The sequence below is a fragment of the Providencia sp. PROV061 genome (assembly GCF_011045655.1).
GTDB lineage: Bacteria > Pseudomonadota > Gammaproteobacteria > Enterobacterales > Enterobacteriaceae > Providencia > Providencia hangzhouensis.
Window position 1 is genome coordinate 1,104,583 of record NZ_CP042861.1, and the last position, 15,916, is coordinate 1,120,498.

At 41.9% G+C, this 15,916-nt stretch carries 14 protein-coding genes; 11 read left to right on the plus strand and 3 right to left on the minus strand.

Features of this window, described 5'->3' with window-relative positions; translation table 11 throughout:
• Positions 1-14: 14 nt before the first annotated feature.
• Positions 15-1,217, plus strand: a complete 1,203-nt coding sequence (locus tag FVA72_RS04995; RefSeq protein ID WP_110592301.1) for an aminotransferase class I/II-fold pyridoxal phosphate-dependent enzyme — start codon at positions 15-17, stop codon at positions 1,215-1,217.
• A 76-nt stretch (positions 1,218-1,293) separates the two neighbouring features.
• Here the strand turns inward: FVA72_RS04995 and FVA72_RS05000 are convergent, their stop codons facing one another.
• Positions 1,294-2,661: an amino acid permease gene (locus FVA72_RS05000; RefSeq protein WP_094960907.1), complete on the minus strand. Its 1,368-nt coding sequence runs from the start codon at positions 2,659-2,661 to the stop codon at positions 1,294-1,296.
• A gap of 178 nt (positions 2,662-2,839) precedes the next feature.
• Here FVA72_RS05000 and queE point away from each other — a divergent pair, with 178 nt between their 5' ends.
• Entirely contained in the window at positions 2,840-3,511 is a 672-nt protein-coding gene (gene queE / locus FVA72_RS05005; RefSeq protein WP_110592300.1) for a 7-carboxy-7-deazaguanine synthase QueE, read from the plus strand.
• A 65-nt stretch (positions 3,512-3,576) separates the two neighbouring features.
• Here queE and FVA72_RS05010 read toward each other — a convergent pair whose 3' ends face one another.
• Together FVA72_RS05010 and queD are read right to left on the minus strand one after the other, a co-directional pair.
• Positions 3,577-4,194 carry a YagU family protein gene (locus FVA72_RS05010; protein WP_004260761.1) on the minus strand — a complete coding sequence of 206 codons (618 nt, stop codon included), beginning with the start codon at positions 4,192-4,194 and terminating at the stop codon, positions 3,577-3,579.
• A gap of 279 nt (positions 4,195-4,473) precedes the next feature.
• Positions 4,474-4,839: a 6-carboxytetrahydropterin synthase QueD gene (gene queD / locus FVA72_RS05015; protein ID WP_004913900.1), complete on the minus strand. Its 366-nt coding sequence runs from the start codon at positions 4,837-4,839 to the stop codon at positions 4,474-4,476.
• 344 nt (positions 4,840-5,183) lie between these two features.
• Between queD and cysJ the strand changes: the two genes are divergently transcribed.
• From cysJ to ispD, 9 genes are all read left to right on the plus strand, one after another.
• Positions 5,184-6,989 carry an NADPH-dependent assimilatory sulfite reductase flavoprotein subunit gene (gene cysJ, locus FVA72_RS05020; RefSeq protein WP_004260754.1) on the plus strand — a complete coding sequence of 602 codons (1,806 nt, stop codon included), beginning with the start codon at positions 5,184-5,186 and terminating at the stop codon, positions 6,987-6,989.
• Complete coding sequence (gene cysI, locus FVA72_RS05025; protein ID WP_004260751.1) at positions 6,989-8,722, plus strand: assimilatory sulfite reductase (NADPH) hemoprotein subunit; 1,734 nt, start codon at positions 6,989-6,991, stop codon at positions 8,720-8,722. The genes cysJ and cysI overlap by 1 nt, the downstream gene beginning before the upstream one ends.
• Positions 8,719-9,453 (plus strand): phosphoadenosine phosphosulfate reductase, encoded by a 735-nt coding sequence (gene cysH / locus FVA72_RS05030; protein WP_004260748.1) that lies wholly within the window; start codon positions 8,719-8,721, stop codon positions 9,451-9,453. The genes cysI and cysH overlap by 4 nt, the downstream gene beginning before the upstream one ends.
• A gap of 778 nt (positions 9,454-10,231) precedes the next feature.
• Complete coding sequence (cysG, locus tag FVA72_RS05035; RefSeq protein WP_110592299.1) at positions 10,232-11,644, plus strand: siroheme synthase CysG; 1,413 nt, start codon at positions 10,232-10,234, stop codon at positions 11,642-11,644.
• Between the two features lie 13 nt (positions 11,645-11,657).
• Positions 11,658-12,566 carry a sulfate adenylyltransferase subunit CysD gene (cysD, locus tag FVA72_RS05040; RefSeq protein ID WP_110592298.1) on the plus strand — a complete coding sequence of 303 codons (909 nt, stop codon included), beginning with the start codon at positions 11,658-11,660 and terminating at the stop codon, positions 12,564-12,566.
• A 36-nt stretch (positions 12,567-12,602) separates the two neighbouring features.
• Positions 12,603-14,045: a sulfate adenylyltransferase subunit CysN gene (cysN, locus tag FVA72_RS05045; protein ID WP_110592297.1), complete on the plus strand. Its 1,443-nt coding sequence runs from the start codon at positions 12,603-12,605 to the stop codon at positions 14,043-14,045.
• Between the two features lie 5 nt (positions 14,046-14,050).
• Positions 14,051-14,659, plus strand: a complete 609-nt coding sequence (gene cysC / locus FVA72_RS05050) for an adenylyl-sulfate kinase (RefSeq protein ID WP_004260739.1) — start codon at positions 14,051-14,053, stop codon at positions 14,657-14,659.
• Between the two features lie 160 nt (positions 14,660-14,819).
• Positions 14,820-15,107 carry a cell division protein FtsB gene (gene ftsB, locus FVA72_RS05055; RefSeq protein ID WP_004260736.1) on the plus strand — a complete coding sequence of 96 codons (288 nt, stop codon included), beginning with the start codon at positions 14,820-14,822 and terminating at the stop codon, positions 15,105-15,107.
• A 67-nt stretch (positions 15,108-15,174) separates the two neighbouring features.
• Entirely contained in the window at positions 15,175-15,912 is a 738-nt protein-coding gene (gene ispD, locus FVA72_RS05060) for a 2-C-methyl-D-erythritol 4-phosphate cytidylyltransferase (RefSeq protein WP_004260733.1), read from the plus strand.
• The last annotated feature ends 4 nt before the right edge of the window (positions 15,913-15,916 follow it).

Genomic DNA, 15,916 nt, shown 5'->3' on the forward strand with positions numbered 1-15,916 from the left:
ATTTCGGAGGTGGTATGATATTAGATAGACTGTATTCTTTTGATACGCGTGTGATACATAATTACTATGATGCAGCCGAAAATTTAGGATCACTAGCTTCTCCTATTTATCAAACGTCAACTTACGTATTTGATAGTGTTGAAGAAGGTGCCGCTTGTTTTAGCGGTGAATCGGATGGGTATATTTATACACGAATAAATAACCCAACATTAAGTTTGTTGGAAAAGCGGCTTGCTGATTTAGAAGAGGGGGATGCCGCAATTGTATTTTCTTCAGGGATGGGGGCAATAACATCGACTCTTTGGACCTTACTAAGCCCAGGAGATGAGCTGTTAGTTGATATGACGGTTTATGGCTGTACATATGCATTCTTTCATCATGGGTTAGCTCGATTTGGTGTCAAAGTTCGTCACATTGATATGAGTGACCCAAATAATGTGGCACAGGAACTCACTGAAAAAACAAAGATGATATTTTTCGAATCACCTGCAAACCCAAATATGCGCTTAGTTGATATTAATGCTGTGAGTAATATCGTTCATCAATATAACCTTGCAAATAACCAAGAAATATTGGTGACAGTAGATAATACCTATTGTACTCCTTACATTCAAAAACCACTTGAGCTTGGGGCGGATATTGTTGTTCATTCATTAACGAAATATATGAATGGGCATGGTGATGTGATGGCTGGCGCTGTTATAACAACTGAGGAATTAGCGAAGCAAATCAGATTGGTTGGGCTGAAGGATATGACTGGAGCATGTTTATCCCCTCATGATGCAAACCTGATATTGCGAGGAATGAAAACACTGCCAATCAGAATGGAAAGAGTGGTTGAGAATGCACAGAAAGTTGCGGAATATTTGGCCTCACTATCTGAAGTTTCTCAAGTGATGTATCCGGGTTTACCGAGTTTTCCTCAATACACATTAGCTCAAAGGCAAATGAAGCTGCCTGGAGGGATGATTGCTTTTGAACTTGGAGGGGGACTTGAGGCGGGTAAGCAGTTTCTGAACCGTTTACAGCTATTTTCTTGTGCGGTTAGCTTAGGTGATTGTGAGTCATTGGCCCAGCACCCTGCAAGTATGACCCATTCTACTTACACTGCTGAGGAACGAAAACAGTATGGGATTAGTGATGGGCTTATTCGTTTGTCAGTTGGGTTAGAAAGCGCTAATAATTTGATTGCCGATATTAAGCAGGCGCTCATTTGATACCAAAATAGGTAACAAAAGGCCCTATATCATATAAATATAGGGCCTAAATTTACTTTACGAATGCTTTAGTCGATTAAGGTTTTTGAAATTTACGCATGACAAAGAAGGTGACGCTCAATATAGCGACCCATGCAAACCCGACGAGAAGGGCAACTTGTGTATCTTTAAAGAAGCCAAGTAGCGCGATAACAAAGACCATAAATGCGATAGTAATTGCAGGGCCAATTGGCCAGAACGGTACAGGGAATTTGAGTTTTTTAACCTCTTCAGGGCTCATTTGGCGGCGCATTGCGACATGAGAAAGTAGTATCATTAACCAGACCCAAACGGTCGCAAAGGTTGCGATTGACGCAATAATCACAAAGATTTTTTCTGGAAGTAGGTAGTTTAAATAAACGCCCAGTAACATGACAACAGACATCACCAGTACAGTGACCCAAGGCACCCCACTTTTCGTCAACTTGGTAAAGACTTTTGGTGCTTGTTTGTCTTGTGCCATACCATACATCATGCGACCAGCACCGAAAATATCACTATTGATAGCTGAAATTGCCGCAGTGATCACCACGATATTTAAGATATTTGCCGCTGATTGAATGCCTAAGCTATCAAAAATTTGGACGAATGGACTGCCATTTTGACCAATTTGATTCCACGGGTAGATACACATCAGAATAAAAAGTGTTAACCCATAGAATAATAAAATACGAATGGGTACCGCATTGATTGCTTTAGGAATAGTTTTCTCTGGGTTTTGCGCTTCACTGGCGGTAATACCGATCACTTCGATACCCCCAAAGGCGAACATTACGATAGCTAAGGACGCGATAACGCCTTCAATGCCGTTTGGCATAAAGCCACCGTGTTCCCATAGATTTTGGATACCCACCGCATGGTCAGTTTCTTGGCCGAAGCCGTAGAACATTAAGAAGGCTCCACCAACAATCATTGCGATGATTGCAGAGACTTTTACGATAGACAGCCAAAATTCCATTTCACCAAAAATTTTAACGTGGCATAAATTGAGTGCGCTAATAAATAGCACGATACTTAATACCCACACCCATTGGTCGACATGAGGGAACCAAAACCCCATGTACATCCCAAAAGCGGTAATATCAGCCAAGCAAACGACCAACATTTCAAATACGTAGTTCCAGCCAGTTAAAAAACCAGCTAAGGGACCCATGTAATGGCTAGCGTAGTGAGAGAATGAACCGGGTACTGGGTGATGCACAGCCATCTCGCCTAAGGCTCGCATGACCATAAATACAGCGGCACCACCGACCATATAAGCGAGTAGCACAGCAGGCCCTGCCGCTTGAATTGCGGAAGCAGACCCATAAAATAAGCCGGTACCAATCGCTGACCCTAAAGCCATAAAGCGAATGTGCCGAACACTCAGTCCCTTTCTGAGTTGATTTTGTTCACTACTTTGCATGTCTTTTCCTGTCTTTTTCTTCGTTCGATATATTGTTCCGAATAGGCTTTCGGTATTGTTTATTAAGTCGGACGTACTTTATTGAACCTTAAGGTGGCTACATTATCACAAACTTCCTTGTTCGTGAGATAGATATCTGCAATATAATGCGTGCTCAGCTAACTATTTTAGGAGTGATATGAAATACCCAATTAATGAAATCTTCCAAACCATTCAAGGAGAGGGGGTTTTTACTGGTGTTCCAGCCGTATTTATTCGTTTGCAGGGCTGCCCAGTTGGATGTAGCTGGTGTGATACCAAACAAACATGGGAAAAAGAACAAGATAAAGAATCTACCCTAGGGGATATCGCACTTAAAACGATTGATTCAGATGCATGGGCTATGGCAGATAGTGAGGCATTGGTTCAATTAATGAAAGAAAAACACTTCAGCGCACAGCATATTGTTATTACAGGCGGTGAGCCCTGTATTTATGATTTACAGCCACTGACTGGGATATTAGAACAACATGGATATCAATGCCAAATTGAAACTAGCGGCACATACCCTATTCAATGCACTGATAACACATGGGTTACTGTATCACCAAAAGTCGGTATGAAAGGAGGACTGCAGGTGATCAGCCAAGCAGTAAATCGTGCCAATGAAATTAAACATCCTGTTGCTCGCGAGAAAGATATTGAAGCACTTGAGAAAATTTTAGCATTGCGTACTGTCGAAACGCCTCCAGTAGTGGCATTACAGCCAATCAGCCAAAAAGCGGCAGCAACAAAATTGTGTATTGAAACCTGTATTCAACGCAACTGGCGTTTATCAATTCAAACACATAAGTATTTGGATATTCAATAATAAAAAATAGCGATGGTTTTTAGTAACCCCCAAGAGTTGGAAAATACTCATTGGGGGCCTTTAAATTACCTAAATGGTTGGTTTAATGGTACTTCAGGATCTGGCTCATGAGTAATACGGTTACGCAAGTCACGGCGAATAATTTCAATAGACCAAAACCAAATTAAATGGCCAAATATTTCTGAAACATTCTCATACCATGGTAGGTCGAAGAGTGGAGGGGTGAGCCCCATAAGAGGGAAAGAAATCATATGGACAAATAATTGCGCCAGTGCACCCGCTAACAACCCTTGCCATAGCTTAATTTTAGGGAATACTTCAGCAACAATACAATATCCGACAGCAAATACGATAGAAAATATGATGTGAGTAACACCCACAGAGTTAAAAACGTGCCCAGCAAAGGTGTAAACTGCAGAGTTAGGGTCGGCAATTCCTAACCAATCCCTTAAGAAAATATAAGGTGGGTTGAGGAAGTTACGTGAGCAGTCAATTTGTTCTGCTGCACGGATCAGCGTTTCTGGCGAACAAGCTGCGTTGAACATATCCGTTGGGCTTCTTGGTGGTAATGGGACTTCAGCCCCCCATTTGACAAACGAAGAGACGATACCAGCGATTAGACCAATAAATGCGGCCAGTCCATAACGCCTTCTGGATTTTGGTGTTTGTTGAAATAAATGCATTTTCCCTGCCTTATTAAGAGTAAATAATGGTAAATAATAGATCAGGTTATAATTTAATGCACTATGTCAAATTAAAGTTTTTATATCCTTAATTTCAAGGGGGGAATGTCAGCCACTGATTGCTTTTTGCCCCTCATTTATTTTCAAAATCTATTAGGCTTGCCGCCTGAGGTGCTTGTGTCCCTATATTATATTTCTATATTTATGAATGTTATTTTGCCCAGCTATCAAAATGGCTGCGTAAAATAACATTACATTATATTTGTAGCACTTGTACTTTTAAGCTTCTCCGCGATAGACGCAACCTGCATTGCAGGTTTCTTTTACGGTAACCGCACTTAATAAGGGTAGTAAAGGCTTAGTTTGTTGCCAAATCCACTGCGCTAATACCTCACTGGTTGGGTTTTCTAACCCTTCGATATCATTTAAATAATGATGGTCTAAGCGTTCCCAAATAGGTTTAAACGCGGCTTTTACGTCGGAAAAATCAATAATCCAACCACTATGGGAGTCGACTTCACCAGTAATTTCTAAACGCACCATGAAAGAATGCCCATGGAGGCGGCCACACTTATGGCCCTCTGGGACATGAGGTAATTTGTGGGCAGCTTCGAAAGTGAAATCTTTATAGATTGTTGTGCTCATATGTGGCTCCTTGTTGTGAATAAACAGCGTATTGTACTGCATTTTTAGGTGAAAATATCTTTAATTACTAAAATAGCGTTAACCGCTTTTATCAATATGATCCATCAGTTAATTGCTTTAGGCTTTTTAGTTATTAATTATGGCTATCGTTTCTTATCCCATTATCTAGGGTTGTTATAACCTAACTGCATACCCTATATGTTTCAGGTACTGCGGTATTTTTTGCTTTATTACCTTAATTATTTGGGGGGAATGAGCAAGTGTTAGGTTGTCGGTCTTTTCTGGGGTAATGACATGGCGTCGTTTTTAAAATCAAAGATGAATAACACTGGGGTTACAAGATAATGACAAAAAAACAGCCGCCATTAGCGGCGCTGCCAATATCTGTTGAGCAATTAGCACGTTTACAGACGGCCGTTGATGATTTTTCATCCCATCAACTCGCATGGCTTTCTGGTTATTTGTGGGGAATAGTAAATCAGAATACGCAAGTTGATGCATCTGTCAGTGCGCCTGTGGTTACCCAAGATACGGTCACAATCATCTCTGCATCACAGACAGGAAATGCACGCCGCCTATCAGAGCAGCTTAGAGAGCGTTTAGTCGGTGAAAAAATTAGTGTGAATTTAGTGAATGCAGGGGATTATAAATTCAAACAAATTAACCAAGAGAAAGTGTTAGTTGTTGTAGCCTCAACGCAGGGTGAAGGGGAGCCAGCTGAAGAAGCGGTTGCATTATACAAATATCTTCATTCTAAAAAAGCGCCAAATTTATCACAAACCAGTTATGCGGTTTTTGCGCTGGGGGATTCATCTTACGAAAAATTCTGTCAAGCAGGTAAAGATTTCGATTCACAGCTTGCATCATTAGGGGCGACGTCATTAACCGAGCGAATTGATGCGGATGTTGAATACCAAGGGATTGCGGATGAGTGGGTTGAAAGCCTCACTCAGATTTTAAAAGCTCGCGTTCCTGCTCAAAGTGATAGCCAATTATTGGTGACTCAAGCAGGAAGTGTGAATGAAATTCATTCATCACCTTATAGTAAAACTGCGCCATTAACTGCGTCACTCCTGAGCAATCAAAAGATCACCAGTCGGGACTCACAAAAAGATGTTCGCCATATTGAAATTGATCTCGGTGACTCTGGTTTACGTTATCAACCTGGTGATGCACTAGGTGTTTGGTTCGATAATGACCCTGCTTTAGTTGATGAGCTGGTCGCTTTGTTGTGGCTGCAAGGTGATGAAGAAGTCTTTATTGGTTCGCAGCGCCATTCATTACGTGATGCGCTGATTTATCAATTAGAACTGACACAAAATACTCCAGTGATTGTCGAAAAATATGCTCAGTTATCAAAAGACGATGCACTATTGTCATTAATTAGCGATAAAGCCGCTATTTTGCACTACGCACAAAATACGCCAATCGTCGATATGGTACGCCAAGCGGCATCTCAGCCTACTGCCCAAGAATTTGTTGACCTACTGCGTCCGCTAACTCCTCGTTTGTACTCGATTTCTTCTTCCCAATCTGAAGTAGAAAATGAAGTTCATGCAACGGTTGGCGTTGTCCGCTATGAGATTGATGGTAAGGCGCGTACTGGCGGTGCGTCAGGTTTCTTAGCCGATCGCTTAAATGAGGATGATGAACTTCGCATATTCATTGAGCACAATGATAACTTTCGACTGCCACAAGACCCAAATACGCCTGTGATCATGATTGGCCCTGGTACAGGGATAGCGCCATTTCGTGCTTTCTTACAGCAGCGTGACAATGACGGTGCGACAGGAAAAAATTGGTTATTTTTTGGTAATCCACATTTTGTTGATGACTTTCTCTACCAAGTGGAATGGCAGCGTTATGTCAAAGACGGTTTATTAACCCATATTTCATTAGCGTGGTCTCGCGACCAGCAAGAAAAAATTTACGTACAAGATAAACTTCGCGAACAAGGTGAAGAAGTTTGGCAATGGTTACAAGAAGGTGCGCACATCTATGTGTGTGGTGATGCAAACCGCATGGCCAAAGATGTTGAACAGGCATTATTAGATATCGTCAGTCAATATGGGAACATGGACAGTGAAGAGGCTGATGAATTTTTAAGTGAGCTGCGCGTAATGCGCCGTTATCAGAGGGATGTTTATTAATGAGCAATGAACAACAACAAAAGCCCTTAATTGTCGAAGGTAAACTCGCAGACAGTGAACGCATGAAGCAAGACAGTAATTACTTGCGTGGAACCATTAAGGATGACTTAAAAAATGGGTTAACGGGGGGATTTGAGGGTGATAATTTCCTGTTGATTCGCTTTCACGGTATGTACCAACAAGATGACCGTGATATTCGTGCCGAGCGAGCGGAACAAAAACTCGAGCCTCGCCATGCAATGATGCTACGTTGTCGTTTGCCGGGCGGCATTATTACACCCAAGCAATGGCTTGATATTGATAAGTTTGCCACAGAGCACACGCTGTATGGCAGTGTGCGCATTACGAATCGGCAAACATTTCAGTTCCATGGCATTTTAAAAGGGGATGTAAAGCCTGCCCATCAAATGTTAAGTCACGTTGGTTTAGATGCCCTTGCAACGGCGAATGACGTTAACCGTAACGTGTTATGTACCTCTAACCCCGTGCAATCTGAATTGCACCAACAAGCTTATGAATGGGCAAAGAAAATATCTGAACATTTATTACCGCGCACTAGTGCTTACGCGGAAATTTGGTTAGATAAAGAAAAAATAGTGACAACGGATGAAGAGCCAATTTTAGGGCAAACTTATTTGCCAAGAAAATTTAAAACCTCTGTCGTGATCCCGCCATTAAACGATGTGGATTTGCATGCAAATGATATGAACTTTGTTGCGATAGCCCAAAATGGTGAGTTGATCGGTTTTAACGTGCTGGTGGGCGGTGGCCTTGCTATGACTCATGGTGATACGGCGACATTTCCTCGCTTAGCCAGTGAGTTTGGGTTTATTCCATTAGAGAAAACGTTAGCCATTGCAGAAGCGATAGTGACTACCCAACGGGATTGGGGAAATCGTACTGAACGTAAAAATGCGAAAACCAAATATACCCTTGAGCGAGTGGGAGTTGATACTTTCAAAGCTGAAGTCGAAAGGCGCTCAGGCGTAGTTTTCGAACCTATTCGCCCATATGAATTTACTGAACGCGGTGACAAGATTGGCTGGCTTAAAGGCATTGATAACCGTTGGCACCTAACATTGTTTATTGAAAATGGTCGATTAATTGATTTAGAAAATAAACCATTAAAAACTGGCGTGGCTGAAATTGCACGTATTCACCAAGGGGACTTTCGTTTAACGGCAAACCAAAATTTAATTGTTGCGGGTGTGCCCGAAAGTGAAAAAGCGGCAATTGAAGCGATTGCCAGATCTCATGGGTTAATGAGTGATGACATTACGGCACAACGTGAAAATTCCATGGCTTGTGTATCATTTCCAACTTGCCCGCTCGCGATGGCCGAAGCAGAACGTTTTTTACCTGAATTTATTAGTCAAGTGGAAAGTATCATGGCCGCCCATCAAGTTGCCAATGAACATATCGTTTTGCGGGTAACGGGTTGTCCTAATGGCTGTGGGCGAGCCATGCTGGCAGAGGTTGGGTTGGTCGGTAAAGCGATGGATAGATATAACTTACATTTAGGCGGGAACCGCATTGGTACTCGTATTCCACGTATGTACCGCGAAAACATCACTAGTACAGAGATTTTAGCTATTTTGGATGAGTTAATCGGTGATTGGGCGAAAAACCGTCTACCTAATGAAGGATTTGGCGATTTTGTTATTCGCACCAATGTTGTTAAGCCCGTATTGAATTCTGCTGTTGATTTTTATGAGGTTAAGGAGGCAGTATGAGCCGACTTGAACTAGCAACACTCATCGAACTCGATAAGCCCCAACAAGTCGCTTATCTCGCTGAGTTTAATTCCCAGTTAGAAGCAATGAATGCATTGCAGCGGGTTGAGTGGGCGGTTGAATACTTACCGACTGAGTTTGTGTTGTCTTCCAGCTTTGGTATTCAAGCGGCACTGACATTGCATATGGTGACGCAAATTGTACCTAATATCCCAGTTATTTTAACGGATACCGGTTATTTGTTCCCAGAAACCTATCAGTTTATTGAAGTATTAACAGATAAGCTGAATTTAAATTTGCAGGTGTATCGAGCCAAACAGTCACCAGCTTGGCAAGAAGCGCTGTATGGTCAACTTTGGACACAAGGGCTTGATGGTATTGAGCGTTATAACCAATTGAATAAAGTTGAGCCGATGGAGCGCGCGTTACATGAATTACAAGCACAAACCTGGTTTTCTGGTTTACGGCGAGAACAATCAGCAAGCCGTGCAAATTTGTCTGTACTAGGTATCGGGAAAGGGATTTTTAAAGTTTTACCAGTGATTGATTGGAATAATAAGCAAGTTTATGAATATCTAACAAAATATGATTTACCCTACCATCCGTTGTGGGAACAAGGGTATTTATCGGTTGGCGATACCCATACAACTCGCAAATGGGAAGAGGGTATGAATGAAGAAGATACGCGTTTTTTTGGTTTAAAGAGGGAGTGCGGGCTTCATGAAAACTAAATATTCGTCATAATTCAATCTGCAGCGTTGTTGGCTACGTGCACTCGCACTAGTCACATACTGGTGTATGCTCCTAGCGACTCATTTACTTGCCGCCTAGCTGCAACTTGAATTATTTAGAATATTGATTAGGTCATAATTCAATCCGTAGCGTTGTTGGCTACGCGCACTCGCACTAGTCACATACTGGTGTATGCTCCTAGCGACTCATTTACTTGTCGCCTAGCTGCAACTTGAATTATTTAGAATATTGATTAGGTCATAATTCAATCTGCAGCGTTGTTGGCTACGCGCACTCGCACTAGTCACATACTGGTGTATGCTCCTAGCAACTCATTTACTTGCCGCCTAGCTGCAACTTGAATTATTTAGAATATTGATTAGGCCATAATTCAATCTGCAGCGTTGTTGGCTACGCGCTATTCGAATAATTTAGAGTGTTGATTAGTCATGTTTCACGTTATGACTTGAGTTTAAAATATAAATAATTACGAATTTAATAAAATATTTGTTTAATTACAAAGGGATACTTTTTATTAAAAATAAGTATCTCTTATTTTTCCCTTATTTTTAATTTTCTTATAAATATTATAAGTTTGCGTTAAGTGTTGTGTTTTTTTTCGATATTAGCGGGTTTTAATGGCTTTTATACAAATTTTGGGGCTTATGCTTTTCAGTTACAAGAAAGAGCTTTTTGTCATTTCAAACCTATTACGTGAAGCCATATAGTCAATTGTCTATTTCTTATAATAAGTTTATATAACGATGGGTGAGCAAGATGGATTATTTACCATTATTTGTCGATGTCCGCACGCGAAAGGTCGTGTTAATTGGCGGCGGTGTGGTCGCAGCACGAAAAGCAGAATTGCTAATAAAAGCACAAGCTGACTTAGTGGTCATCTCACCGACGTTATGTACACAGTTACAAGCTGAACACCAACAAAATAAATTTGTTTGGTTAGCTGAAAATTACCAATCCATTCATTTAGATGATGCTTTTTTAGTTATCGCAGCAACAGATGATGCATTACTGAATGAAACGGTTTTCTATGACGCCAATGAACGAAAAATATTTGTTAACGTGGTTGATGACCAACCATTATGTTCATTTATTGTGCCTTCTATTATCGATCGCTCGCCAGTGATTGTGGCGATCTCTTCAGGGGGGACTGCGCCTGTATTAGCACGTTTACTCAGAGAAAAATTGGAAACGATGTTGCCAACTTCTTTGGGGAAAATGGCGGAAATAGCCGGCCGCTGGCGTCATAAAGTCAAAGAAACACTTACTAATATGCGTGAAAGAAAACGTTTTTGGGAAAAAAGTTTTAGTGGGCGTTTTGCTTCGCTAGTCGAAAAAGGGCAATTCAGTGAAGCGGAACAACAATTGGAACGTCAATTGTATGAGCCTGATAACCATGGCGAATTAATCTTAGTCGGTGCTGGGCCGGGTGATGCGGGGCTACTCACGTTAAAAGGGTTGCGAGTTTTACAAAGTGCAGAAGTGGTTTTGTATGACCATCTGGTGAGTGAGGAAATCCTCGAGTTAGTTCGCCGCGACGCTGACAAGATTTGTGTTGGGAAACGCGCAGGAAATCACAGTGTTTCCCAAGAAGAAACCAATGCTTTAATCGTGAAATTTGCTCAACAAGGTAAAAAAGTGGTGCGCCTTAAAGGTGGTGATCCTTTTGTTTTCGGGCGAGGAGGGGAAGAGCTACAAGTGGCGGCGCAAGCGGGGATCCCATTTCAAGTGGTTCCGGGTGTGACTGCAGCAATTGGTGCAGCCGCTTACGCAGGAGTTCCGCTGACTCACCGCGAACATTCACAAAGCATTACGTTTATTACGGGTCATTGCCGTGAAAATGGGATGGAACTTGATTGGCAGGCACTTGCTCGAGGAAACCAAACCTTAGCTATCTATATGGGGACCGTGAAGGCCGCGAAAATCAGCGAACAATTGATTCAATTTGGCCGTGCTGAAAATACCCCTGTAGCGGTTATCGGCTGTGGTACAAGGCGTGAACAAAAAGTAGTAACCGGAAAACTAGATGAACTTGAAGTTTTAGCACAGCAGGCACCTGCTCCTGCTTTGATAGTGGTTGGTGAAGTCGCTGCATTACACCAACAACTCGCATGGTTTGGTTCTCAAACTGAAGATATAAGATGGCGCAGTGCCGTATTGGAACTGGCTTAAGTAAGGGGCTATCGTGAACGACAAAAAATTGACTCATTTACAGCAGTTAGAGGCAGAAAGTATTCATATCATTCGTGAAGTTGCCGCCGAATTTGCTAACCCAGTCATGCTGTACTCTATTGGTAAAGATTCTTCCGTGATGCTGCATTTAGCACGCAAGGCATTTTATCCGGGAAAACTACCATTTCCTCTTTTACATGTTGATACCGGCTGGAAATTTCGTGAAATGTACGAGTTTCGCGATGCAACTGCAGAAAAATACGGCTTTGAGCTACTTGTTTATCGTAATCCTGAAGGGGAAAAATTAGGGATTAACCCGTTTGTGCACGGCAGCGCTAAGCACACAGATATTATGAAAACCGAGGGCTTAAAGCAGGCTTTAGATAAGTACGGTTTTGATGCTGCATTTGGTGGTGCTCGTCGTGATGAAGAGAAATCACGTGCCAAAGAACGGATCTACTCTTTCCGTGACCGATCTCATCGTTGGGATCCTAAAAACCAACGGCCTGAGTTGTGGCATAACTATAATGGACAGATCAATAAAGGGGAAAGTATTCGTGTTTTCCCGTTATCAAATTGGACTGAGCTCGATATCTGGCAATATATCTATTTGGAAAATATCGATATTGTTCCCCTGTATTTTGCAAAAGAGCGGCCGGTTATTCAGCGGGACGGCACTTTGTTAATGGTGGATGATAACCGTATTGACTTACAAGCTGGTGAAGTCATTAGTCAGCAAAAAGTGCGTTTTAGAACATTAGGTTGTTGGCCACTGACCGGAGCTGTGCCATCAGAAGCACAAACGCTGCCTGAGATTATAGAAGAAATGTTGATTTCCACAACGAGTGAGCGGCAGGGGCGGCTGATTGATAGCGACCAATCCGCTTCTATGGAGTTGAAAAAGCGCCAAGGTTATTTTTAGTGGGCAAGGTGAATACGCAAAGTCAGGAGAAAAATCATGGCACAAGCCGTTTATAATGAATCAATCGCTCATCAAATCGAACAGCAAGGTGGGGTAGAACCTTACTTATTGGCGCAGCAACAAAAAGGATTATTGCGTTTTTTAACCTGTGGGAATGTGGATGATGGTAAAAGTACCTTAATCGGCCGTTTACTGCATGATACCCGCCAAATATACCAAGATCAGCTGTCAACCTTGCAAAGTGACAGTAAGCGGATAGGGACTCAAGGGGAAAAGCTTGACCTTGCTTTGCTGGTGGATGGCCTTGCTGCTGAACGTGAGCAGGGGATCACAATCGATGTGGCTTATCGTTATTTTTCAACAGAAAAACGCAAATTTATTATTGCGGACACCCCCGGTCACGAACAATATACGCGCAATATGGCGACAGGGGCATCAACTTGCTCACTTTCTATTTTGTTGATCGATGCTCGAAAAGGGGTACAGGAGCAAACACGTCGACATAGTTTTATTAGTACATTGCTTGGGATTCGCCATCTTATTGTCGCCGTCAATAAAATGGATCTGGTGGATTACAGTGAAGCCATTTTTGAAAAAATAAAACAAGATTACCAAAAGTTTGCGATGGAATTGCCTGTGGATTTAAAGGTATGGTTTGTACCTATCTCTGCTCTAGATGGCGATAACATTGTAAATTCAAGTGATAATTTTAAATGGTATCAAGGCGATACGCTATTATCGATATTGGAAAATGTTCAAGTGGAACAAAAAGCCTCGGAGCAAGCTTTGCGTTTCCCTGTGCAATATGTGAACCGCCCAAATTTGGACTTTCGCGGATACAGCGGGACATTATCATCAGGTGTCGTGGAAGTGGGGCAAAAGATTAAAGTGTTGCCCTCTGGCGCCATCTCAGCAATCAAAGAAATTGTGACATTTTCAGGGTTACAAGATTTCGCTGTGCCGGGGGAAGCAATTACATTAGTGCTTGAGGATGAAATTGATATCAGTCGTGGCGACTTAATTGTTGCACAAGATGAAACCTTACAAAGCACACAGCATGCATCTGTTGATGTCGTGTGGATGTCTGAGCAGCCGTTAGTTCAAGGCCAACAACTTGATATTAAAATTGCGGGAAAACGCAGTCGGGCAAAAGTAGAAAATATTCAATATCAAGTAGATATCAATAATTTAACGCAGAAAGTGGCGACAGAGCTACCATTGAATGGTATTGGTTTAGTCGAATTTTCCTTTGATGAACCATTGTTACTGGAAAACTATCAACGCAATTCAGACACTGGCGGAATGATTTTTATTGATAGATTAACAAATGTGACCGTCGGAGCGGGTTTAGTCCGCGAAACACAAGCCCCTGTCTTTGAAAAAAATAGTAATTTTAGTGAATTTGAAATAGAGCTAAACAAATTAGTCCGCCGCCATTTCCCACATTGGGGTGCACGTGATGTTTTAGGTGGGAAATAATACGGATGACAAAAGAAAACCATATTGTTTGGCACCAACACGCGGTAACTCGCCAATTACGCGAAAGTAATAATGGCCATAAAGGTGCTGTGTTGTGGTTCACCGGGTTATCAGGTTCTGGGAAATCAACATTAGCGGGGGCAATAGAGAACCAACTTACGTCCATGGGAATGAAAACCTACTTGTTGGATGGCGATAATATTCGCCATGGTTTATGCCGTGATTTAGGATTTAGTGAGGCTGATAGACAAGAAAATATCCGTCGAGTGGGAGAGGTGGCTAAGTTAATGGTCGATGCGGGGTTAATTGTTGCGACTGCCTTTATCTCACCTTTCCAATCGGATAGACAGAAAGTTCGTGACTTGTTTGAACCCGAGCAATTTTTTGAGTTGTATGTGGATACCCCCGTAAATGTTTGTGAACAGAGAGACCCTAAGGGGTTATATCAACAAGCACGAGAAGGGAAAATAAAACAATTTACTGGGATTGATTCCCCTTATGAAGTACCACAACATCCTGAGCTGCATCTGGATGGTCAACAACCTATTTCGGATTCTCTTTCCCAAATCATTGCGCTTTTATTGCGCAATCATGTCATTCAGCTAGATTATTAATACAGCTAAAATACCTCCTTTATTTTATTCGATGGTAAAATAAGGCGGTATTTTGCGTATTCAAACCCGACTTAATCTGACTTTTTATCACAATTTCAGTATCACAGTGGCGTCAATCGTTGAGTTATGGGATGATTAGCAAATCATTTCAGGGGGCAAGATGGGTAAATTAACGCTACTATTAATTGCGATATTAGCTTGGTTACAGTATTCCTTATGGTTAGGCAAAAATGGCATACACGACTACGTACAAGTCAAAGATGATGTCGCCGCTCAGGAAATTGTAAATTCGCGTTTAAAAATGCGTAATGAACAGCTATTCGCTGAAATCAACGACTTAAATGATGGCCAAGATGCGATTGAAGAACGAGCTCGAACTGAGCTTGGGATGATCAAACCAGGGGAATCATTTTATCGGATGGTTAAAGAAAGTAATAACCAGAAATAGACATAATAAAATGATGTCAAAATAGTATACCCATTAGCCTGATAATTTCTGATGTAAGAATTCAACAATGACAAATCCAAACCATGCCCCAGAAAACAATCTCCCTCAAATTGTTGCACTGATTCCTGCTGCTGGGGTAGGTAGCCGTATGAATGCCGAGTGCCCAAAACAATATTTGCAGGTTGCAGGTAAAACGATCATTGAACATACCATAAGCGCATTGCTCGAAAATGATAAAGTGCAAGAGATTGTGGTTGCTTTGAGTGCAGAAGACGATTATTTTCAGCAGCTTGCAATTTCTAATGACCCACGAGTAACGACGGTTATTGGTGGCAAAGAACGTGCTGATTCAGTATTAGCAGGTCTGGATTTTTTAATCACTAACCCCAATTTTTCAGATTGCTGGGTATTAGTGCATGATGCGGCGCGTCCCTGCCTCCATCAATCAGATTTAAATGAAATTATTCAATTAGCAGCGGAAAAAAATTGTTGTGGTGGGATCCTCGCAGCCCCCGTACGCGACACCATGAAACGCAGCTCAATAGCGAGTCAATTAATTGACCACACTGTTGAACGTGAAGCGTTATGGCATGCGCTCACACCACAATTTTTTCCGTTAACATTATTACGGGACTGTCTAAGTAAGGCCTTGAAAGAAAACGCTGTGATCACAGATGAAGCTTCTGCGCTAGAGTATTGCGGCCACCAACCAGTGTTAGTTGCTGGCCGCGCTGATAATTTAAAAGTGACGCGCCCAGAAGACCTCACTTTAGCGGAATTTTATCTTTCAAGAATGAACAATTAAGGAA

Bases quoted from the DNA above. Each gene is read 5' to 3' on its own strand.
- queE (WP_110592300.1), top strand. From the start codon at position 2,840: ATGAAATACCCAATTAATGAAATCTTCCAAACCATTCAAGGAGAGGGG.
- FVA72_RS05000 (WP_094960907.1), bottom strand. From the start codon at position 2,661: ATGCAAAGTAGTGAACAAAATCAACTCAGAAAGGGACTGAGTGTTCGG.
- queD (WP_004913900.1), bottom strand. From the start codon at position 4,839: ATGAGCACAACAATCTATAAAGATTTCACTTTCGAAGCTGCCCACAAA.
- cysI (WP_004260751.1), top strand. From the start codon at position 6,989: ATGAGCAATGAACAACAACAAAAGCCCTTAATTGTCGAAGGTAAACTC.
- cysG (WP_110592299.1), top strand. From the start codon at position 10,232: ATGGATTATTTACCATTATTTGTCGATGTCCGCACGCGAAAGGTCGTG.
- FVA72_RS05010 (WP_004260761.1), bottom strand. From the start codon at position 4,194: ATGCATTTATTTCAACAAACACCAAAATCCAGAAGGCGTTATGGACTG.
- cysJ (WP_004260754.1), top strand. From the start codon at position 5,184: ATGACAAAAAAACAGCCGCCATTAGCGGCGCTGCCAATATCTGTTGAG.
- ftsB (WP_004260736.1), top strand. From the start codon at position 14,820: ATGGGTAAATTAACGCTACTATTAATTGCGATATTAGCTTGGTTACAG.
- FVA72_RS04995 (WP_110592301.1), top strand. From the start codon at position 15: ATGATATTAGATAGACTGTATTCTTTTGATACGCGTGTGATACATAAT.
- cysC (WP_004260739.1), top strand. From the start codon at position 14,051: ATGACAAAAGAAAACCATATTGTTTGGCACCAACACGCGGTAACTCGC.
- cysH (WP_004260748.1), top strand. From the start codon at position 8,719: ATGAGCCGACTTGAACTAGCAACACTCATCGAACTCGATAAGCCCCAA.
- ispD (WP_004260733.1), top strand. From the start codon at position 15,175: ATGACAAATCCAAACCATGCCCCAGAAAACAATCTCCCTCAAATTGTT.
- cysN (WP_110592297.1), top strand. From the start codon at position 12,603: ATGGCACAAGCCGTTTATAATGAATCAATCGCTCATCAAATCGAACAG.